18 protein-coding genes are annotated in these 20,624 nt (G+C 64.2%); 9 read left to right on the top strand and 9 right to left on the bottom strand.

All coding sequences use genetic code 11. The annotated features are described in order from the left end of the window. The first annotated feature begins 164 nt into the window (after positions 1-164). From lipB to CVV68_RS23875, 4 genes are all read left to right on the top strand, one after another. Positions 165-896, top strand: coding sequence for a lipoyl(octanoyl) transferase LipB (lipB, locus tag CVV68_RS11935; protein WP_110501245.1), 732 nt, complete (start codon positions 165-167; stop codon positions 894-896). Continuing rightward, positions 893-1,909 (top strand): lipoyl synthase, encoded by a 1,017-nt coding sequence (lipA, locus tag CVV68_RS11930; RefSeq protein ID WP_110501218.1) that lies wholly within the window; start codon positions 893-895, stop codon positions 1,907-1,909. The genes lipB and lipA overlap by 4 nt, the downstream gene beginning before the upstream one ends. A gap of 92 nt (positions 1,910-2,001) precedes the next feature. Continuing rightward, a complete protein-coding gene (locus tag CVV68_RS11925) occupies positions 2,002-2,772 on the top strand; it encodes a DUF4191 domain-containing protein (RefSeq protein ID WP_110501217.1) in 771 nt (256 codons plus the stop codon). Between the two features lie 225 nt (positions 2,773-2,997). Continuing rightward, a complete protein-coding gene (locus CVV68_RS23875) occupies positions 2,998-3,480 on the top strand; it encodes a hypothetical protein (protein ID WP_146238875.1) in 483 nt (160 codons plus the stop codon). A 24-nt stretch (positions 3,481-3,504) separates the two neighbouring features. Here CVV68_RS23875 and CVV68_RS11915 read toward each other — a convergent pair whose 3' ends face one another. Beyond that, positions 3,505-3,942, bottom strand: coding sequence for an RDD family protein (locus tag CVV68_RS11915; protein ID WP_110501215.1), 438 nt, complete (start codon positions 3,940-3,942; stop codon positions 3,505-3,507). A gap of 179 nt (positions 3,943-4,121) precedes the next feature. On the opposite strand from CVV68_RS11915, the gene glnA (CVV68_RS11910) reads away from it, so the two are divergent. Continuing rightward, positions 4,122-5,546, top strand: a complete 1,425-nt coding sequence (gene glnA / locus CVV68_RS11910) for a type I glutamate--ammonia ligase (protein ID WP_110501214.1) — start codon at positions 4,122-4,124, stop codon at positions 5,544-5,546. 222 nt (positions 5,547-5,768) lie between these two features. After that, positions 5,769-6,164 carry a VOC family protein gene (locus tag CVV68_RS11905; RefSeq protein WP_110501213.1) on the top strand — a complete coding sequence of 132 codons (396 nt, stop codon included), beginning with the start codon at positions 5,769-5,771 and terminating at the stop codon, positions 6,162-6,164. A gap of 57 nt (positions 6,165-6,221) precedes the next feature. Here CVV68_RS11905 and CVV68_RS11900 read toward each other — a convergent pair whose 3' ends face one another. The 4 genes from CVV68_RS11900 to CVV68_RS11885 all read right to left on the bottom strand — a co-directional run bounded on the left by CVV68_RS11900 (position 6,222) and on the right by CVV68_RS11885 (position 9,858). Beyond that, complete coding sequence (locus CVV68_RS11900; RefSeq protein ID WP_110501212.1) at positions 6,222-6,422, bottom strand: AsnC family protein; 201 nt, start codon at positions 6,420-6,422, stop codon at positions 6,222-6,224. A gap of 136 nt (positions 6,423-6,558) precedes the next feature. Next, a complete protein-coding gene (locus CVV68_RS11895) occupies positions 6,559-7,464 on the bottom strand; it encodes a glutaminase (protein WP_110501244.1) in 906 nt (301 codons plus the stop codon). Between the two features lie 97 nt (positions 7,465-7,561). Continuing rightward, the gene (locus CVV68_RS11890; protein WP_110501211.1) at positions 7,562-8,317 is read right to left on the bottom strand and encodes an amino acid ABC transporter ATP-binding protein; all 756 of its coding nucleotides are present in this window, start codon (positions 8,315-8,317) and stop codon (positions 7,562-7,564) included. Further along, positions 8,314-9,858, bottom strand: a complete 1,545-nt coding sequence (locus CVV68_RS11885; RefSeq protein ID WP_211320808.1) for an amino acid ABC transporter substrate-binding protein/permease — start codon at positions 9,856-9,858, stop codon at positions 8,314-8,316. Before CVV68_RS11885 ends, CVV68_RS11890 begins: the two co-directional genes overlap by 4 nt. 1,361 nt (positions 9,859-11,219) lie before the next feature. Here CVV68_RS11885 and CVV68_RS11875 point away from each other — a divergent pair. Then, positions 11,220-12,740: an arylsulfatase gene (locus CVV68_RS11875; protein ID WP_110501209.1), complete on the top strand. Its 1,521-nt coding sequence runs from the start codon at positions 11,220-11,222 to the stop codon at positions 12,738-12,740. A 20-nt stretch (positions 12,741-12,760) separates the two neighbouring features. On the opposite strand, the gene CVV68_RS11870 is transcribed toward CVV68_RS11875, so the two are convergent. Further along, positions 12,761-15,814: a bifunctional [glutamine synthetase] adenylyltransferase/[glutamine synthetase]-adenylyl-L-tyrosine phosphorylase gene (locus tag CVV68_RS11870; RefSeq protein ID WP_110501208.1), complete on the bottom strand. Its 3,054-nt coding sequence runs from the start codon at positions 15,812-15,814 to the stop codon at positions 12,761-12,763. A gap of 8 nt (positions 15,815-15,822) precedes the next feature. Next, positions 15,823-17,163, bottom strand: a complete 1,341-nt coding sequence (gene glnA, locus CVV68_RS11865) for a type I glutamate--ammonia ligase (RefSeq protein ID WP_110501207.1) — start codon at positions 17,161-17,163, stop codon at positions 15,823-15,825. 233 nt (positions 17,164-17,396) lie between these two features. On the opposite strand from glnA (CVV68_RS11865), the gene panB reads away from it, so the two are divergent. After that, on the top strand, positions 17,397-18,227 hold the full coding sequence (panB, locus tag CVV68_RS11855) for a 3-methyl-2-oxobutanoate hydroxymethyltransferase (RefSeq protein ID WP_245933501.1): 831 nt from the start codon (positions 17,397-17,399) through the stop codon (positions 18,225-18,227). A gap of 96 nt (positions 18,228-18,323) precedes the next feature. Here the strand turns inward: panB and CVV68_RS11850 are convergent, their stop codons facing one another. Together CVV68_RS11850 and CVV68_RS11845 are read right to left on the bottom strand one after the other, a co-directional pair. Further along, positions 18,324-19,283, bottom strand: a complete 960-nt coding sequence (locus CVV68_RS11850; protein WP_211320807.1) for an SGNH/GDSL hydrolase family protein — start codon at positions 19,281-19,283, stop codon at positions 18,324-18,326. 192 nt (positions 19,284-19,475) lie between these two features. Continuing rightward, positions 19,476-19,640: an SPOR domain-containing protein gene (locus CVV68_RS11845; RefSeq protein ID WP_110501241.1), complete on the bottom strand. Its 165-nt coding sequence runs from the start codon at positions 19,638-19,640 to the stop codon at positions 19,476-19,478. A gap of 85 nt (positions 19,641-19,725) precedes the next feature. Between CVV68_RS11845 and map the strand changes: the two genes are divergently transcribed. Beyond that, entirely contained in the window at positions 19,726-20,604 is an 879-nt protein-coding gene (map, locus tag CVV68_RS11840) for a type I methionyl aminopeptidase (protein WP_110501204.1), read from the top strand. Positions 20,605-20,624: the final 20 nt, after the last annotated feature.

Below are 20,624 nucleotides of genomic sequence, written 5' to 3'. Positions count from 1 at the left end.
CCAATTCAGGGACAAGGCCCGGTCCCGTTTGCGCCCCATTTACATTCATATGTCAGTGATAGTCCCTTTTTGGCTTCGCCGCAGAAAGTTATCCACAGGTACGTCGCGCCGCTGCCGGTTTTTCGGATTTAGGCGAAGTTCCTTCTTCCTCTAAAGTGGCCTACATGACTGTTGAGTTCACTGAGGTCGGTTTTGCCCCGGATTTTGTCGACTACAGCGGTGCCTGGGACCAACAACGCAAAGTGCACGACGCCGTCGTCGCCGGCACTGCGGGAAACACGGTGCTGCTGCTCGAACATTCCGCCGTCTATACGGCCGGAAAACGCACGGAAGCTCATGAACGGCCCTTTGACGGCACCCCGGTCATCAACGTCGATCGCGGCGGAAAGCTCACCTGGCACGGCCCGGGCCAGCTGGTCGCCTACCCAATCCTGAGGCTGAAGGACGCCCGCGGCATCCGCGAATATGTCCACACGCTCGAAGACATCATCATTGAAACGCTCGCCGCATTCGGCGTGGCCGGTGTCAGGGTGGAGGGCCGCGCCGGGATCTGGCTGCTGGCGGACGGCAAGGGCCCCGACCGCAAGATTGCGGCCATCGGCATCCGTGTCCACGAGGGCGTGACCATGCACGGCATTGCCATCAATGCCAACAACGACCTGGCACCGTACGCCCAAATCATCGCCTGCGGCATTACCGACGCCGGCACCACGACGATTGCCGCGGAAACCGGCACCGACGTCGGCCCCGCCGCCCTGGTGCCCGTCCTGGAGGCAGCGGCCCGCCGCCTCCTGTCACCCCTTGTAGTGGACGCCGTCATGCAGGAGTCCCACCCCGACCCAGAAACAACCGGCGGCTCCACGGAGCGCAGCCTGGAAGAAGGAGCACTGCTGTGACTTTGGCACCCGAGGGACGCAAGATGTTGCGGATTGAGCAGCGGAACGCCGCTGTTCCGGTGGAGCGCAAGCCCGAGTGGATGAAGGCCAAGGTCGAGATGGGCCCGGAATACATCGCGATGAAGAACCTGGTCAAGGGCCAGGGCCTGCACACGGTGTGTGAGGAAGCCGGCTGCCCCAACATCTTCGAGTGCTGGGAGGACCGCGAGGCCACCTTCCTCATCGGCGGTTCCGAGTGCACCCGGCGTTGTGACTTCTGCCAGATCGATACCGGCAAGCCGTCCCCGATCGACATGTTTGAGCCCACCAAGGTCGCCAAGTCCGTGGTGCAGATGAACCTGCGCTACGCCACCGTGACCGGGGTGGCCCGCGACGACCTCGCCGACGAGGGCGTCTGGCTCTACGCCGAGACGGTCCGCAAGATCCACGAACTGAACCCGAACACGGGCGTGGAGCTGCTCATCCCGGACTTCTCCGGCAAGCCCGAACACATCACGGCCATTTGCGAATCCGGCCCGGAGGTGTTCGCCCACAATGTGGAGACCGTCCCGCGGATCTTCAAGCGCATCCGCCCGGCCTTCCGCTACGAGCGTTCCCTGGACGTGATCACCCAGGGCCGGGACCACGGCATGGTCACCAAGTCCAACCTGATCCTGGGCATGGGCGAGACCCGCGAGGAAATCTCCGTCGCGTTGCAGGATTTGCACGACGCCGGGACCGACCTGATCACGATCACCCAGTACCTGCGCCCCTCCGAACGGCACCTGCCCGTGGACCGGTGGGTCAAGCCGCAGGAATTCCTGGAGCTCTCCGCCGAAGCGGAGGAGATCGGTTTCCTGGGCGTCATGTCCGGGCCGCTGGTGCGTTCCTCCTACCGGGCCGGGCGCCTGTGGGCCACGGCCATGCGCAAGAAGGGCCGCGACATCCCCGAGCACCTGGCCCACATCGCCGAAGGCATCGAGGACTCCGGCCACACCCGACAGGAAGCCGCCTCCCTCATCGCGGCCCGGTAACCGCACCAATTGTTACCGCCGGGCGGCCCACGGGCAGCCCGGCGGTTTTTTGCGCACCGACCTCGCCCAACAACCGCTAGAATTGACGTACTATGGCCAAATCCACTGACTCCGCCCCCACCGCCGCTGACAAGCCGAAGCGCTCACTCTTCAACCGTGCCCCGAAAGACGGATCCAAGAAGAAGGCGAAGAAGCCTGGCCGCCTCAAGCAAATGGTGGACATCTTCAAGATGACCCGCCGCCACGACCCCATGGTCACCTGGCTCATGCTTGGCGCGTTTTTCGGTCTGATCCTGGTCTCCCTGCTCGTGACGCTGCTGGTGTCTCCGGGAAATTGGATCACCGGCCTGCTGCTGGGCGTGCCGCTGGGCCTGTTGGGTGCGCTGCTGATCATGTCGCGCCGGGCCGAGCGCGCCGCATATTCGCAGATCGAAGGCAAGCCCGGTGCTGCCGGTGCCGCGCTGAGCTCCCTGAAGAAGGGCTGGATCTTTGAAGAGCAGCCCGCCGCAGTGAACCCGCGCACCCAGGACGTGGTGTTCCGCGCCATCGGCAAGGCAGGCATCGTGCTCATCACCGAGGGCCCCGCCACCCGGGTCAAGGGCCTCGTGGACGCGGAGCGGCGCCGACTGAACCGGATCCTGCCCAACGTCGCCGTCACAGTGATTGCCACCGGCAAGGATGAGGGCCAGGTCCCCATTGCCAAACTGACCAAGAAGATGAACAAGCTCAAGGGAGAGCTGACCAAGGTCGAGGTCAGTGCCGTCAACAAGCGCATCTCCTCCATGGGTAACAAGCTGCCCATCCCCAAGGGCATCGACCCCTACAAGGCGCGCCCGGACCGCAAGGCAACACGCGGCCGCTAATCAAGTTCCAGTACAGCAGGGCCCGCCGGGACTTTCCGGCGGGCCCTGCTTGATTCTTGACGCGCATCCTGTGTGCGCCCGGAGACCGGGGCTCGATCCACAAGCGGTCTCGCGACTGCCGGCCACCTGCCCGCCCCGACGCAGGGCGTTGGTGGAGTGTCGACTCGGCCTATTTCAGTTTGTCCTGTGCTAGGCTCCCAGTAATTTCTTGGGGGAGGTGGATACATGAAAACAATCCGCTGCGCGTTGGCCCGGGTGGTCTTATCCATGGTGGCCTTGTCGATGGCGACAACGAACCTGGCAGCCTGCACTGCGGCTTCACCGGATCCCGCCCGTTCGACCTATGTAACGACAAGCACCAACCCAGTTCAGCCGGACGCCCATTCCCTGCCAGCTGTACTTCCAGCGCCTAAAATGCAGGGAACCGTCGTTGGAACCTTTGGCGCCGCCGATGCGGGAGGATCATTCGACGCCCGGAACGATGGACTGACGGTCGCCGTGAACTGCCAAGGAGTGGGCTCAGTAACGGTCATCATCGTCGGCAAAAGCGCGTATTCCCTGCCATGCGCTGAAGATCAGCCGACATCCTACGAAAACCGTGACTACACCGCCCATGGGACTGGGCAAGTCCAAGTGACCACCGCCGGGCAGGTGGTGTGGGCACTCACGATTGCCAGGCTCCCGCTTGCCGGTGCCCCGACCGGCTAGACACGGCACGCCGGCCACGGGTTACTACCGCCGGACCAGGACCGTCTTCATGGCGCGGTCGTGGAGTCCACGGTGGTCGGCATCGGTGATCACGGCCGGGATGACCAGGCACAGGAGCACGGCGCGAGCCACACCCGCGAGCAGGCCCGGCGGGCCGCCGTCGAGCCTCTGGACCTGGATCCCCACGATCCGGTGGCCAACGCTATAACCAAGGGTGCCCACCAGGACCACTTGTTCGAGCGCAAATATGCCCAGTATGACGGTGGAATTGGAGTGAAAAAAAGCGGCGGCAATGAGGTAGCACAAGGCCCAGTCGATGAAAATGGCCAGTATTCTACGCCCGGCGCGCGCCATGGAACCACGCCCGGATTCGGGCAGACCCAACCGCTCGCCCGGATATTTGGATATATTGGAAGTGTCCGGCCCGCTGAGCCAGGACCCGATGTCTTTACGTTCTACCACTCCTCAAGCCTACCCGTGGCGGCGCCAAGTTCACCCACCGGGCATTGGCCTGGGGCAGTTGTAACGTGCCGGAAACATTTCCGACACCATCGAGTAACGGCGCCGACATAGTCTTAGATCAGTTGCAGAAGCACCAGGCCGAACCGAATCGGCTGGAATCCAGAACGCCAAGGAGCAAGATGTTCAAGAACGCGGAAGAAGTCCTCCAGTTCATCAAGGACGAAGATGTGAAGTTCGTCGATATCCGATTCACGGACCTGCCCGGGGTCCAGCAGCACTTCAACGTGCCGGCGAAGACGGTCGACCTCGACTTCTTTGTCCACGGCCAGCTGTTCGACGGCTCCTCCATCCGCGGTTTCCAGGGCATCGCCGAATCCGACATGCAGCTGATCCCGGACCCCAAGACTGCGTTCGTCGACACGTTCCGCCTGGAGAAGACCCTGGCGCTGAACTTTTCCATCGTGAACCCCCGCACGGGCGACCCTTACCACCGCGACCCGCGCGGCGTGGCCGAGAAGGCCGAGGCGTACCTTGCGTCCACCGGCATCGCCGACACCGCATTCTTTGGCGCAGAGGCGGAGTTCTTCGTCTTTGACAACGTCCAGTACGAGTCCTCCCCGCAGGGCTCCTTCTACAAGATCGATTCCGAAGAGGCCAATTGGAACACCGGCCGGCCGGAAGAAGGTGGCAACCTCGGCTACAAGACCCCCGTCAAGGGCGGCTACTTCCCCGTGGCCCCCATTGACCACCAGGCAGACCTGCGCGACGCCATGTGCATCGAGCTGGACAACGCCGGACTCGCGGTTGAGCGTTCCCACCACGAGGTGGGCGCCGCCGGCCAGGCCGAGATCAACTACACATTCAACACCCTGGTGCACTCCGCCGACGACCTGCAGAAGTTCAAGTACGTCATCAAGAACACCGCCTGGGCCTGGGACAAGTCCGTCACCTTCATGCCCAAGCCCGTCTTTGGCGACAACGGCTCCGGCATGCACTGCCACCAGTCGCTGTGGAGCAACGGCGCCCCGCTGTTCTACGACGAGAAGGGCTACGCCGGCCTCTCCGACGTGGCCCGCTGGTACATTGGCGGACTGCTCAAACATTCCTCGGCCGTGCTGGCCTTCACCAACCCGACGGTGAACTCCTACCGCCGCCTGGTCAAGGGCTTCGAGGCCCCCGTGAACATGGTGTATTCGCAGGGCAACCGCTCCGCCGGCATCCGCATCCCGATCACCGGTTCCAACCCGAAGGCCAAGCGCCTGGAGTTCCGCGCACCGGATGCCTCCTCCAACCCGTACCTGGCGTTCTCCGCCCAGCTGATGGCCGGCCTTGACGGCATCAAGAACCGCATTGAACCCCCGGCTCCCATCGACAAGGACCTGTACGAACTCCCCCCGGAGGAAGCCAAGGACATCCCCAAGGCTCCAGAATCACTCGAAGAGGCCCTCATCGCCTTGGAAAACGACAACGAGTTCCTGCAGGCCGGCGGCGTGTTCACCCAGGACTTGATCGACACCTGGATCGACTACAAGCGCGAATACGAAATCAAGCCGCTCTCACTGCGCCCGAACCCGTATGAATTCGAGCTCTACTACGGCTGCTAGCTGGAACACGCGGGAATACTGGGAATAGTCCGCAAGCAGTCCGCGAGAGAAAAACTTCATGACAGAAATGAGTGGCCGGAACATTGCGTTCCGGCCACTCCTGGTTGGTCGCCGCCGATTCATGCCCGGTCTGGCTTCGCAGTCCGCTGGACGACAAGTCCTGGCAGGTGGAGACGGGTGCCGTAGCTGCCGGGCCATTGCCGGTACCGGTAAGGTAAGACCATGACGCTCAAACCTTTCTTGATGTTCACGGGCCAGGCAGAAGAGGCCATGAACTTCTATGTTTCCTCCTTCCCCGATGCTGAAATCCTCGCCTTGGAACGCCATGGCGGGGAAGAACCTGAGAGGGAGGGCTCCGTCAAAACGGCAAGCTTTCGGATTGCCGACCAGACCTTGCTCTGCATCGACAGCCCGGACGTGCATGCCTTTGGGTTCACCCCTTCGGTGTCATTCTTCTTTGACTGCCCGGATGAGGCATCCCTGGACACACTGTTTGCGCTGCTCTCAGACCAGGGACAGGTCATGATGCCACCGGGCGAGTACCCCTTTGCGAAGAAATACGCCTGGCTTAGCGACCGTTTTGGCGTCTCCTGGCAGCTGAGCGTCTCAGCCCGGTAGGAGCGTCCCGGCAGGTTCCTGGCTGGCCCTTGTCCCGTCCTGTCCGACCCAGGCCCGCTACCGCTTCCCGAATTTCTTGTGCACGGCCTGCTTTCTCACGCCCAGGCATAGGGCAATGGCCTCCCAGGAAAGACCTGCGACGCGGGCTCTCGCCACGATTTCCGATTCCGTGCGGGCCAGCTGCCTGCGGGATTCCGCCACTGCGTACAGCGCCTCGGCCGGGCCCATTCCATCCATGTTTGCCAATAGTGTTCTCATGGCCACCACCCTCAAAAGTCAACTTTAGTTGACAGTCGTGGGCATGTCAATGTAAGTTGACAGTCACTGCTGCGGGACCGGGCCGCACATCATCCGGTGCGGCGCACCCCGAAAGGTGCTGCGGCGTCGGTAGGGGCTAGAAAATGGACCAGCCCGTGCGTGCTGTGAACTCATCCAGGGCGGCGATGCCAGCCATGGAGTTGCCGTTGGGGCCCAGGGACGGACCCCATACCGTGATGGAGCAGCGGCCGGGCACGATCGCGACGATCCCTCCGCCCACGCCGCTCTTTCCGGGCAGGCCCACACGGTAGGCGAACTCCCCCGCGGCGTCGTACGTGCCGCAGGTGAGCATCACGGCATTCACGCGCTTGCTCTGGTTGCGGCTCAGGAACGGCGTGCCGCCAGCCGCAACGCCATGGCGGGCCAGGAAGAGTGAGGCTTTGGCGAGGTCTTCGCAGCTCATGGACAGGGCACATTGCCTGAAGTAACTCGCCAGCACGTCATCAACGGAGTTTTCCAGGTTTCCGTAGCTGGCCAGCAGGTGCGCCATGGAAGCGTTGCGGTGACCGTGGTCGGCCTCCGATGCGGCCACTACCGCATCGATGTCTACGGAGGGGTTGCCGGATTCAAGGCGCAGCAGGCCGCGAATGGAGACGGAGGCATCCCCCGTCAGCGTCAGCAGCCTGTCGGTGACAACCAGGGCGCCTGCGTTGATGAACGGGTTTCGCGGGATACCGCGGTCCGCCTCCAGCTGGATCATGGAGTTGAAGGGCGTGCCCGAGGGCTCCCGAAAGACGCGCCTCCAGATGGAGTCGTAGTCGTATGACATGACCAAGGCCAGCGAAAACACTTTCGAGATGCTCTGGATGGAGAACGGTTCCTGCCAGTCCCCCGCCCCGTAAATCTCGCCGTCAGCCATGGCCACACAGATGCCAAACTTGTCCGGGGAGACCTCGCCGAGGCTGGGAATGTAGGAGGCCACCTCACCCTGGCGGCACAGCGGCGCCACATGCCCAACAATCTCATCCAGGATCCCCTGCATGTCGCTCACGTGCACTCCCAACTGTTGTTCCGCCGTCGAACATAAAGATAAAAGGGGCGGCCCGCCAATCCAGCCGGCCGCCCCGCAAACAAAAACGCTAAAGGACCTTGGCCAGGAAGTCCTGCAGGCGCGGCTGCTCCGCGTGGGAGAAGATGGCTTCCGGAGCGCCTTCTTCACAAATGACACCGGCGTCCATGAAGATGACGCGGTCGGCCACCTCGCGGGCGAAGCCCATCTCGTGCGTGACCACCACCATGGTCATGCCCTCAGCAGCGAGGTCGCGGATCACCTGGAGCACCTCACCCACCATTTCGGGGTCAAGGGCGCTGGTGGCCTCGTCAAAGAGCATGATGCCGGGGTTCATGGCCAAGGCGCGGGCAATGGCGACGCGCTGCTTCTGTCCGCCGGAGAGCGACGCCGGACGGGCGTCGGCCTTTTCGGCAAGCCCCACACGCTTCAACAGTTCCATGCCCTTGGCGCGGGCCGCGGCCTTGTCCAGCTTCTTCAGCTCCACGGGAGCCAGCATGATGTTTTGCAGTGCCGTCATGTGCGGGAACAGGTTGAAGTGCTGGAACACCATGCCGATGTGCTGGCGGACGGCGTTGAGGTCCACCTTGGGGTCTGTGAGGTCATAACCGTCCACCGTGACAGTGCCGGCCGTGATGTCCTCGAGCTTGTTCAGGCAGCGCAGGAACGTGGACTTGCCGGAGCCGGAAGGGCCAATGACGCAAACCACCTCGCCCTCGGCAACGTCCACGTCAAGGCCCTTGAGCACCTCGTTGGAGCCAAACGATTTTTTCAGGTCGCGGACGCGGATCTTGGCTGTGGTTCCGCTTGCTGTGGCGTCACTCATTTGTTGAACTTCCTGTCCAGGACGTTGGAAAGCTGGGTCAAGATGAAGATCACGATGAAGTAAATGGCCGCCACGATCAGCAGCGTTTCACCCGTGCGGAAGTTGGCCGCATAGATCTGCTGGCCCTGGTACGTCAGTTCCGCGAAGCCAATGACAGCCAGCAGGGACGTGTCCTTCAAGGTGATGACGAACTGGTTGATGAACGACGGCGTCATGATTTTGATGGCCTGCGGTACCACCACGCGGCGCATGGAGGTTACGTAGCCCAGACCCAGGCTGCGGCTGGCCTCCAGCTGTCCGGGGTCCACGGACTGGATGCCGCCGCGGACAATCTCGGTCATGTACGCACCGGCGTTCAGGCTCAAGGTGATCACGCCGGCGCTCAGGACATTCAGCGGCTGGCCGGTGAGCTGGGGCAGGCCGAAGTAGAAGAAGAACGCCTGCACCAGCAGCGGGGTGCCGCGGAAGATCTCCACGTAAATGCTCGCAATGATGCGCAGGATCCGGCTTTCGCCGACCTTAAAGAAGCCGAACACGATGCCAAGCACCAGCGCGATGACCAGCGACAGCGCCGTGGCCAGCAACGTCATGCCCAGGCCCTTCATGAGCGCCGGGAAGCTGTTCGCGAGCAACTGGAAGAAGCTGGTCTGCTTGGCCGTTTCCGGTGCGGCCAGGTACTTGTCGAGGATCTTCTGGTATTCGCCGCTGGCCTTAAGGTTCGCCAGGCCTTTGTCGAATGCCGTGAGCAGATCTGCGTTCTGTCCCTTGTTTACGGCAAAGCCGTAGGAACTTCCCCGCTCCTTGGGGGTGACGATCTTCAGTCCGTTGTTTTGGCTGACGCCGTAGGCAAGTACGGGGTAGTCGTCAAAGACGGCCACCGAGTTTCCTGCCTTGACGTCGTCGTACATGGTGGCGGAATCGGCCAGTGCCTTGACGGTGAAACCGTACTTGGCCTTGATGGAGTTGGCGAAGGTTTCGCCCTCGCTGCCCCGCTTGACGGCGACCGACTTGCCCTTGAGATCGGAGTAAGTTTTGACGTCATTGTTGCTTTTGGCAACGGCCATCTGTATGCCGGAATCGAAGTACGGATCGGAGAAGTCGAAGATCAGCTTGCGCTTGTCCGTGATGGACATTCCGGCAATGACGCCCTGGACCTGGTTGGATTGCAACGCCTGGAGCGCTGCGTCGAAGCCCAAGGACTTGATGTCGACCTTGAAGCCCTGGTTGGCGGCGATGGCCCGCAGCAGGTCCATGTCGATGCCGACCAGGTCACCGCTGCCGTTGCGGAACTCGAACGGCGCGAACGTTGTGTCCGTGGCTACCGAGAACGTCTTGCCCTTGACGTCTGCCGCGGAGGCATGCGCGACGGCGGGGGCAACGGCAGATGCCAGCGGCGCGCTGGCGGGGGCTGGGGCAGGCATCACAGCGGCTGAGGCCGCTGCGATCCCCAGGAAGAGAGCCAGGACGGTCAGCACGGCGCCGAGCGCAGCCCTTCCGCGTTTTGTGGCCAACCGATATAAGTTCAAGATCTTCGTAACCATCCTTCAATTTTGGGGTGGCGTGACGCCACGGGCTGTGACTGTGGCGCGGGCGCAACAAGATGGTGCGCTTTTGGACCCAAGCGGGTGCCGGCGCAGTATCAGGGATAGATTCTATGCGAAATGCTGCCTCTAGCGGCGGTCAGTCGGTTTCCGGGCCCCAGCAGTAGGGGCATTCACGCTCGCAGAGGACACTGCCGTGCACGGTGCCGGCTGGAGCAACGGATCGCGGCGAAGGTTGCGGCCGACATGAACTTTCCGCGTTGCCAAGTGATGCCTGTGGTGCTTCGCTGGCGAGCAGGTGCGGCATGGCGGTGTCTCCTTTGACTCCGTGCGGGCTTCCCGCCTGCTCCCGATTGGTCGGGCCAAGCGGGGCGGGACTGGCCGGGCAAAAGTTTCCCCCGGCCCTTTCAACCCTAGTGTGACGAATGCCTCACAGCGGCAGCACCACCGACAAAAAACACACGGCAAAACTGTGCGGTTGCCACCTCTGCCGCCGTACCACCAAAAAAGGGGCCAGCCGGATGACCGGCCAGCCCCTCTATTAACTTTGGACAATTCGCTGTCAGCTGCTGCCCAACGGCCGTCGCCGGCCGTTACACCCTTATGCCAAAGTGGTGACCGGAGCCGAATACGGCCAAATCCACTGACCCGCCAACGTCGTCGAAGACGAAGCAGACCCGGCATACGGCCAAATCCACTGACCCGCCAACGTCGTCGAAGACGAAGCAGACCCGGCATACGGCCAAATCCACTGACCCGCCAACGTCGTCGAAGACGAAGCAGACCCGGCATACGGCCAAATCCACTGACCCGCCAACGTCGTCGAAGACGAAGCAGACCCGGCATACGGCCAAATCCAATGACCCGCCAACGTCGTCGAAGACGAAGCAGACCCGGCATACGGCCAAATCCACTGGCCCGCCGGAGCGGCGGTAGCCGAAGCCACCTGCGAGTGCGGCGATGTCAGGGGTCCCTGCGGGGCGGTTGCAGCTGCAGCCCCGCCAAGTCCGAGGAACATGGCGATCGCGGTAAAAACGGCACCGAATACGGCGATTCGGCCGGTCCGTGTGTGTTTCACGGGTTGACTACTCTGCATGGAAAACCCCTCGAATGATGATTCGTGTGACAGCCCGGACGGCCCCAAATCCCTCCCCCAGCGGGAGTAGGCTTGGCAGGCATAATTTTTATCGTATGCACTTGTCCCTTATAGTGTCATGCACGGATGGCCAAATTGTCCACCAATGTGCGGAAGTGGGTTTTGCGTGTCCCGGCAGAAAGGGCCTGCCACACGGCGCGCCGGGGTAGGCTCGGGGTGATTCCGCGGCCCTCCCGAGTGCCGTGGGACTGGAAGAAGGCAGCTGATGACCGACCCCAACGTGATCCTTATTTGTGCCGACGAATGGCGTGGCGACTGTCTTGGCGCCGAGGGGCACCCCCACGTGCAGACGCCGCACTTGGACGAACTGGCCTCCAGGGGTGCCAGGTTCCGGCACGCCTATTCGGCCACGCCCACGTGTGTCCCGGCGCGTGTGGCACTGTTTACCGGCCAGTCCCAGGAGCGCCACGGGCGGGTGGGCTACCAGGAGGGCGTGCCGTTCGACGCAGTTCATCCCGTCACGCTGCAGGGCGAGTTCCGCCGCGCCGGCTATCAGACACAGTCCATCGGCAAGATGCACGTTTACCCCGAGCGCAGCCGGGTGGGCTTTGACGACGTCATTCTCCACGACGGCTTCCTGCACCATACCCGGCGGGAACACCGGCTGAACTTCAAGTACTTCGACGACTACGTCCCGTGGCTACGGCGCCAGCCCGGAGTCACGGCCGACGAGGAATACTTTGATCACGGCGCAGGATGCAACTCGACTGTGGCACGGCCGTGGGACAAGTCCGAGCGCCTGCACCCGACGTCTTGGGCCGGCTCCCAGGCAGTGGAATGGCTGTACCGCCGGGACCCCACCGTGCCGTTCTTCCTTTATCTATCCTTCCACCGCCCGCATCCGCCCTACGATCCACCGGCATGGGCCATGGACATGTACCTGGACCTGCCCGCCTTCAAGCGCCGGTTGGGCGATTGGGAGCACCACTTCGAGTCCGTGCGAACCGATGGCAACCACCAGCTGGCCTTCGGCACCTTATCCGAGGCCGTCACCCACCGTACCCGTGCCGGTTACTACGGGCTCATGACCCAGATCGACTTGCAGCTCATGCGCCTTTTTGAGGCACTGAACGCGTTTGGCCTGGCCGGGGACACCATCGTGGCGTTTACCTCCGACCACGGTGAAATGCTCGGCGATCATGACTTCTACCGCAAGGCGGTGGGCTACGAAGGCTCCGCCCGGGTGCCATTCATCGTCGCACCGGCCCCAAACGACACCGCGGCGAAGCGCGGCGGCGTGGTGGATGAGGTGGTGGAGCTGCGCGACATCATGCCGACCCTGTTGGAGCTGGCCGGTCTGCCCGTGCCGGAGAGCTGCGATGGCAGGTCGCTGGCGCGCTTCCTGCGCCAGGCTCCGAAAGACGCTCCGGCGCCCGAACCGTGGCGCCAATGGCTGCACGGCGAACACGTGTACTTTGGCCAGTCCCTGCAGTGGGTCACTGACGGCCATGTCAAGTACCTGTGGGCCTCCGAATGGGGTACCGAGGAACTCTTCGATCTGGACAACGATCCAGGGGAAATGCACAACCTGGCGCCGTTGCCCGAACACGCCGAATTGCTGGCGCTGTGGAAGGGGCGGCTGACCGCGGATCTCACGGGCCGCGAGGAAGGCTTCGTGCGCGACGGCGCACTGGTCGCCGGGGCGGAGGCAGTCACCATGCTCGCCCACACCCGGGTGCTGCTGCCCAGCGGCTGGCACGGCCGGAATCCGTCCCGCCCCTGTTGACATGGCGGGCAGCGGCCGCTTTATCCGTAAAAAAGCCGCTCAAACACCGCCCGGGCCCGCCGGGTAAGCCCCAGGTAGTCCTCCTCGAAAGCAGTAGCCTGCCCTGGCTCGTAGCCGCACCAGCGCGCCACCGCCTCCAGGTCTCCGCGCGCTGACGGCAGCACGTCGGAGGACTTGCCGGTCCAAATCACGTTGGCGTTGCGGATCTTTCCGGCCAGCCGCCAGGCGGCTTCCAGCACGGAGGCGTCCTCGCCGTCCACCAGTCCCAGCGCATGGGCGCCATGGAGTGCCGCCACCGTCTGCGTAGTCCTCAGCGACGGCTCGCTGTGCGCGTTTTGCAGCTGCCACAGCTGGACCAGCCACTCAACATCGCTCAGGCCGCCACGGCCCAGCTTCACGTGTCGCGCGGGATCGGCACCACGCGGCAGCCGCTCGGATTCCATCCTGGCCTTGATGCGCTTGATCTCCCGCAGTTCCGTCTCGCCCAGGACGGCCGGGTACCTGACCGGGTTGACCATCTCGAGGAAGTCGACGGCCAGCTCGTCGCTGCCCGCCAGGGGAAGCGCCCGCAACAGCGCCTGGGCCTCCCAAGCGGAGGACCACCGGGCGTAGTACTCGCGGTACGCCTCGAGGGAACGCACGAGCGGGCCGCTTTTGCCTTCCGGGCGCAGGTCCGCGTCGATACTGAGCACGCGCTCGGCCATGATGGCCGGACGTACCGGCTGGGTCAGCATGGACATCAGCTTCGCAACGATCGCCTGTGCCTGCGCCTGGGCCTCCGCTTCGTCGGCACCCGCCACGGGCCGGTGGACAAAAAGCACGTCGGCGTCGGAGCCGTAGCCTATTTCGCGTCCGCCCTGCCGGCCCATGGCCACCACCAGCACCCTGGTCAGCGCCTGACCGCCGGCCTGGACGTCCGACTCGGCAACGAGCAGGGCCCCCAGCACGGCGGCCCGGTCCGCGTCGCTGAGCGCGGCGGAGACCTGGTCCTGGGACAACAACCCGGAGCAGTCCGCAATGGCGATCCGCAGGATCTCGCGCTGCCTGATCAGGCGGATCAGCCGAATGGCTTCCGTCGGCTCAGGGTGCCGGGACATTTTGGATTGGATCTCGGTCCACTGGGCCTCAAACGCCAGTGGAACCAGTTCCTTGTCGTTGCCAAACCAGGCCGTTGCCTCGGGTGAAACTTCCAAAAGGTCCGTCACCAGGCGGGAACTGGACAACACATGACACAGGCGCTCGGCTGCGGCCTGGTGGTCGCGGAGCATTCCCAGATACCAGTGCGAGGTTCCCAGCGCCTCGCTCACACGGCGGAAGGCGAGCAGCCCGCCGTCGGGGTTGACGCCGTCGGCCAGCCACCCCAGCAGCACGGGCAACAGCTGGCGCTGCAGGGCCGCCCGGCGGCTCACCCCGGCCGTCAGGGCCTCAATGTGGCGCTGGGCGCCGGCGGCGTCCCGGTAGCCGAGCGCGGCCAGCCGCGCCCTGGCCGCATCCGTGGTCAAAGCTGCGTCCGCGGCGCTCAGGTGCGCGGCAGTGGCCAGGATGGGCCGGTAAAAGATGTGTTCGTGCAGCGCGTGGACCTGCCGCTTGACCCTGCCCCAGTCTTCCAGCAGCGTCTCCGCGCTGGGCCGCTTGAGGTTCATAGGACCGGTGACCGCCCGCGCCAGGGCACGCAGCTGCTCCGGCGCCGTCGGCATCAGGTGCGTTCGGCGCATGTGCACCAGCTGGATTCGGTGTTCGAGGACCCTCAGGTAGCGGTACGCGCCGTCCAGCTTGGCCGCGTCGGTACGGCCAATGTAACCTGCCTTCATCAGCGCATGGATGGCGTCCGTGGTGGCCCGCAGCCGCAGGGATGGATCATTTTTCGCGTGGACGAGCTGCAGCAGCTGGACCGTGAATTCAACGTCGCGCAGCCCGCCCTTGCCCAGCTTGATCTGCCGGCCGGATTCGGAGTCGCGGATGTTGGCGGTGACGCGGCGGCGCATGGCCTGCACTGATGCCACAAAGCCGTCCCGCTCCGAGGACGTCCAGATCAGGGGCGCCACGGCATGTTCAAACCGTTCGCCCAGTTCCAGGTCCCCCGCAATGGCGCGCGCCTTCAGCAAGGCCTGGAACTCCCAGTCGTGGGCCCAGCGCTGGTAGTACTGCAGGAAGGATTCAAGTGTGCGCACCAGCGGGCCGTCCTTGCCTTCGGGACGCAGGTTGGCGTCCACTTCCCACAGGCCGGGCTCGCGCTCAGGCGCGTAGATGGTCTGGGACACTGCCGAGGCAAGCGCACTGCCCACGGTGACGGCGTGCGCCTCATCCAGCCCACCGGCGTCGTCCGGGCCGGCGTCCGCGGCCTCAATGACGTACATGACGTCGACGTCGGAAATATAGTTCAGCTCCCGTGCCCCGCACTTGCCCATGCCGATGACACTGAGCTTCACGGCGGCCACGTCCCGCGCCGGAAAATGGTCCGACACCTCAGTTCGAGCCACGGCCAGTGCGGCCTCCAGGGCGGCCGCGGCGAGGTCGGCAAGCTCGGCGCCGACCAGCGGCATGACGTCCTGCGGCGACGCGGCGCAAAGGTCCCGGATGGCCAGTTCGGCCAGGTGGCGCCGGTACTGTGTGCGCAGCGCGATCCTCGCTTCCGTGCCGGACACCGCCGCCGCGGGCATGCCCGACGCCGGGTCCGCACCCACCGCTGCCAGCATCGAGGCGCGCAGGACCGCGCCGGGGACTGCGGCCGGTTCCGGGGACGTCGGCGTGTCCAGGACGTCGATGTGTTCGGGGTGCCGGATCAGGAACTCGGCCAGGGCCTCCGAGGCACCGAGCAGCCGGAAGAGGGCCTCGTTGGGGACCTCACTGCCTGTTTCGGCGTCGGTGGCGGTGAGCTTGCCGTACGCGGCCGGCACGGCACTGAGCAGCCGGACCAGGGACTGCACGGCCAAGTCGGGATCGTTGGCGGACTTCAACGCCGTGAGCAGGTCGCCCTGATCGAGCCCGGCCAGCTCCCGGAAGCCCAGGAACCTCTCACTTTTTTCGAGGTCGGAGAAGCCCAGGGTGATCAGGGTGCGGGTCAGGGAACTCATCGGTTGGGTTAGAGCACCCCCAGGTAGCGGTTGATCTCATAAGGGGTGACCTGAAGCCGGTAGTCCTGCCATTCGTCCCGCTTGTTGCGCAGGAAGTGGTCATAAACCTTTTCACCCAGGATCTCCGGCATGAGTTCAGAGTCCTCCATCTGCCGGACCGCGTCATGCAGGCTCGAGGGCAGCGGGTCGTGGCCCAGCGCCCGGCGTTCAGCGGTGGTCAGGGCGCTGACGTCCTCCACGGCCGCCGGCGGCAGTTCATAGTCTTCCTCAATGCCCTTCAGCCCGGCCCCCAGCAAAACCGCATAGGCCAGGTAGGGGTTGGCCGCGGAGTCAATGCCGCGGTATTCCAGCCTCGAGGCCTGGCCCTTGCCGGGCTTGTACAGCGGCACACGCATCAGCGCCGAACGATTGTTGTGGCCCCAGGAGACGTAGCTGGGCGCCTCTCCCCCGCCCCAGAGGCGCTTGTAGGAATTCACGAACTGGTTGGTGACGGCAGTGAATTCCGGCGCGTGGCGCAGGATGCCTGCCATGAACTGCCGGGCCGTCTTGGACAGCTGAAATTCCGCCCCGGGCTCGTGGAAGGCGTTCGTGTCGCCCTCAAACAAGGAAAAGTGCGTGTGCATGCCCGAGCCGGGGTGATCCGAAAACGGCTTGGGCATGAACGTGGCATACGTGCCCTGCTGGATGGCGACCTCGCGGATCACCGTGCGGAACGTCATGATGTTGTCCGCAGTCTGCAGGGCATCGGCATAGCGCAGGTCAATCTCGTTTTGGCCGGGTCCGGCCTCGTGATGGCTGAACTCGACCGATATGCCGACATCCTCAAGCATGGTGACGGCCGTGCGGCGGAAGTCCTGGGCCACGCCGCCGGGTACGTGGTCAAAGTAGCCCGCCTGGTCCACCGGGATGGGGATGCCGTCCGGGCCCGGCTTGTCGCTTTTGAGCAGGTAAAACTCAATCTCGGGGTGGGTGTAGCAGGTGAAGCCCATGTCCGCAGCCTTTTCCAAGGTGCGCTTGAGAACGTTGCGCGGATCCGCCGTGGAGGGTTCGCCGTCGGGCGTGAGAATATCGCAGAACATGCGTGAGGTCTGCTCGGTCGTCCCGCGCCAGGGCAGGATCTGAAACGTGGACGGGTCGGGCTGGGCCAGCATGTCGGATTCAAACACGCGTGAGAGGCCCTCAATGCTCGATCCGTCAAAACCCAGGCCCTCCTCAAAGGCGCCCTCGACCTCCGCAGGGGCAAGCGCCACCGACTTCAGGCTGCCCACCACGTCGGTGAACCACAGCCGGACAAACCGGACATCGCGTTCCTCGATGGTACGCAAGACAAATTCCTGCTGGCGGTCCACTATGGCCCTCATTTCCGTTCACTCACCGTAGTTGGCTAAAAAGCCCGTGCCAGAACCGACAACGCTGATTCTCTCCACCTTGTTGGGCCCTCAATCCATACTCTACTAAGGACTGGAAGGCGGCATGGACGAATTAGTGCACCGACTCGTAATAAGCTCTAGGCATGCCTTCAACAAGCACACCCGACGCCGCCGATTCCGCCAACGCCGCACCCGCGCCCCCTGCCGCGGAGATGGCGGCACCGTATGGTTCCGGCATTCCCGCCACGGCTGCCCGGATCCGCACCCACCACCTGCAGGCGGCCAAGCGCAATGGCCAAAAATTCGCCATGCTGACCGCCTACGATCAGTACACGGCACAGATCTTTGACGAAGCAGGCATAGAGGTGCTGCTGGTGGGCGATTCCGCGTCCAACAACGTCTTGGGCAACGAGACGTCCCTGCCCATCACGCTGGATGAAATGATCATCTTCTCCCGTGCCGTGACCGCTGGCGCCAAGCGCGCCCTGGTCGTGGCCGACCTGCCGTTTGGCAGCTACGAACAGTCACCTGAACAGGCCATCGCCTCCTCCGTCCGCCTCATGAAGGAGGGGCTGGTCCACGCCGTGAAAATGGAGGGTGGCGCGTACTACGCCCCCACCGTGAGGGCGCTGACCCAGGCCGGCATTCCCGTCATGGCCCACATCGGCTTTACACCGCAAAGCGAACACATGCTCGGCGGCTACCGGGTGCAGGGCCGTGGCGAAGCGGCCCAGGCCATGGTGGACGACGCCGTCGCGCTGGCAGATGCGGGCGCGTTCTGTGTGCTGATGGAAATGGTCCCGGCCGCCACGGCCGTTGCCGTGGAGGCGGCCGTTTCCGTGCCGACAGTCGGTATCGGGGCCGGGAACAGCACCACGGGGCAAGTGCTGGTGTGGCAGGACATGGCCGGGCTGCGCACCGGAAAGATGGCAAAGTTCGTCAAGCAGTACGCCCAGTTGCGCACCGTCCTGGCGGACGCAGCCAAGGCCTACGGCGACGACGTCCGCGCGGGGACGTTCCCCGGCCCGGAGCACACGTTCTAGCTTCCGTGACGCACGGCCGTTCCACCTTGGCCCGGTCCCGCAGCCGACCCGGCAGGACCCGGCTACCGCGCCTGTCGCCGACCCGGCCGGACCCGGCTACCGCGCCTGCCGCCGACCCGGCGTGACCCGGCGGTGGCCGGGCAGCAATCGCCGGACGGCGACGTCGTGCCCCGTTCGGGTGGGGACCAGGCTGACCTCCGTCCCTGATTGGCGCGAAGCCCTGAAAGCGAACCAGGCCAAGGGACGCCGCCGCCCCTTTTGGTATACCCGGTGGGGAACACCGGTCAAGCCGCCCGTGCTGTAGCCGGCGGCAGCCACCACGCTGGGGAGCATTACCCGGGCCGCCTCGGCATACCCGTGGGCGGAGGGATGCAGATGGTCGGTGGAGAACATCAGCTTCCGTTCGCGCCTGAAAATCGGTCCCAGCAGATCCGCCAGCGAAACAGTTCGCCCCCCGTTACGCAGCACCACAATGGTCTGGCCGGTGGCCAGCATCCGGCTCAACCAGTGCGCGCTGAAGCGCAGCGGTTGCAGGAACACCGACACGGTGCCCATGTCCGGACAGGAAGCCACAACCACGTGGCTGCCGCGCCGCCGAAGTTCCCGGACCGTTGCCGCCAGCGCAGCCAGCGACCGGCTGATGTTGCTCAGGTGCAGGACGTCGTTGCCTCCGACTATGATGACTGCAACTTGCGGTCGCAGGCCGCGGGCGTCGAGGGCTGCAAGCTGGAGGCGGAGGTCCTCGGATGTTGCGCCGATGAAGGCGACATTGTCCAGCGTCACCGGTCTTCCCGTCGTCGCGGCCAGTCCATCGGCCAGCATGTAGCCCACAGACCCCTCCGGTACTGCTGCACCATATCCCACAGCAAGGGAGTCGCCTAGAAGTACCAGGCTCAAGGGTTCTTCGCCATCCTGCCCACCAAAAAATCCCGTGGCGGGGTGGGAGCCGACCGAGTCCCGGGGCGCCAGCCGTTCATAGGCCCACAGTCCCTCGAGTGCCGTCAGGATCCCGACGCCGGCCGCGGCGCCGCCGGCGATGGCGGCAACCGCACCCACCCGCTGCAGTAGACGTGCACCGTACGCACGTGGGTCAAGACCTCGGGCGGTGCCGCCTTTTCCGAGGTTGCCCACTGGCCGCGGCCGCGGCGGGGCAGATCTGCCGATTTCCATGGTTCCTCCCTGGTGAATCGCGTCCTCCAGGAGGATCACAACCAGCCGATCCCCCTGTCGGTCCGGCCGATGATTGCCTCAGTCGTCGTCCTTGGCTTCCCAGTCTTCGTTGCGCTCGTGGACCTTGGCCGGCGCCTGCTCGGCTTCCTCGCGCGTGTTGTAGGGACCGATCAGCTCCTTCCACCCGGACTGGGCGTCCTGTTCAACCTGACGGGTGTTCACGTTGTACCAATACTGTGGCATCTTTTCCTCCAACTGGCCGGGGTGCTTGCTGCCATCATAGGCCCTGTCCACCACACCCCTGCAGCAAAACTTATAGGATGGATCCATGTCTTCCACAGCAACCTCAGCACCCCTTGGCACATTGGTTCCGGGCACCATCAGCCCGCAGCTGCCCGTCCCCGCCTCCATCCCCCGCCCCGAGTACGTGGGCAAGGCCGGTCCGGCACCATTCACGGGCTCCGAGGTAAAAAACGCTGAAACGCTGGAAAAGATCCGCATCTCCTCCAAGATCGCCGCCCAGGCCATCGTGGAAGTGGGCGCACACATTGTCCCGGGAGTGACCACGGACCAGCTGGACCGCATTGGCCATGAATTCCTGCTGGACCACCAGGCATATCCCTCCACGCTTGGATATCGCGGCTTCCCCAAGTCCCTGTGCTCGTCCCTTAACGAGGTCATCTGCCATGGCATCCCGGACAGCACCGTGGTGCAGGACGGGGACATCATCAACATTGACATCACCGCGTACAAAAACGGCGTGCACGGCGACACGAACTGGACCTTTGCCGTTGGCGACGTCGACGACGAGTCCCGACTGCTCGTCGAGCGCACCCAGGAGTCCTTGAACCGGGCCATCCGCGCTGTGGCGCCCGGGCGGGAAATTAACGTCATTGGCCGCACGATCTCCGCCTATGCGAAGCGTTTTGGCTACGGCGTGGTCCGGGACTTCACCGGCCATGGTGTGGGCGAGGCATTCCACACGGGACTGATTATTCCGCATTATGACGCGGCCCCGGCCTACAACACTGTTCTGCAGGAGGGCATGGTGTTTACTATCGAACCTATGCTCACCCTGGGCGGTGTTGAGTGGGACATGTGGGCTGACGACTGGACGGTTGTCACCAGGGACCGGAAACGCACTGCCCAGTTCGAGCACACCATGGTGGTCACCGCCACGGGTGCCGAAGTCCTGACCCTGCCCTAAAACCATCTGCCGCAAGACCC

It is taken from the genome of Arthrobacter livingstonensis (assembly GCF_003219815.1).
Classification (GTDB): Bacteria; Actinomycetota; Actinomycetes; order Actinomycetales; family Micrococcaceae; genus Specibacter; species Specibacter livingstonensis.
This window is presented reverse-complemented; position numbering and strand designations above follow the sequence as displayed.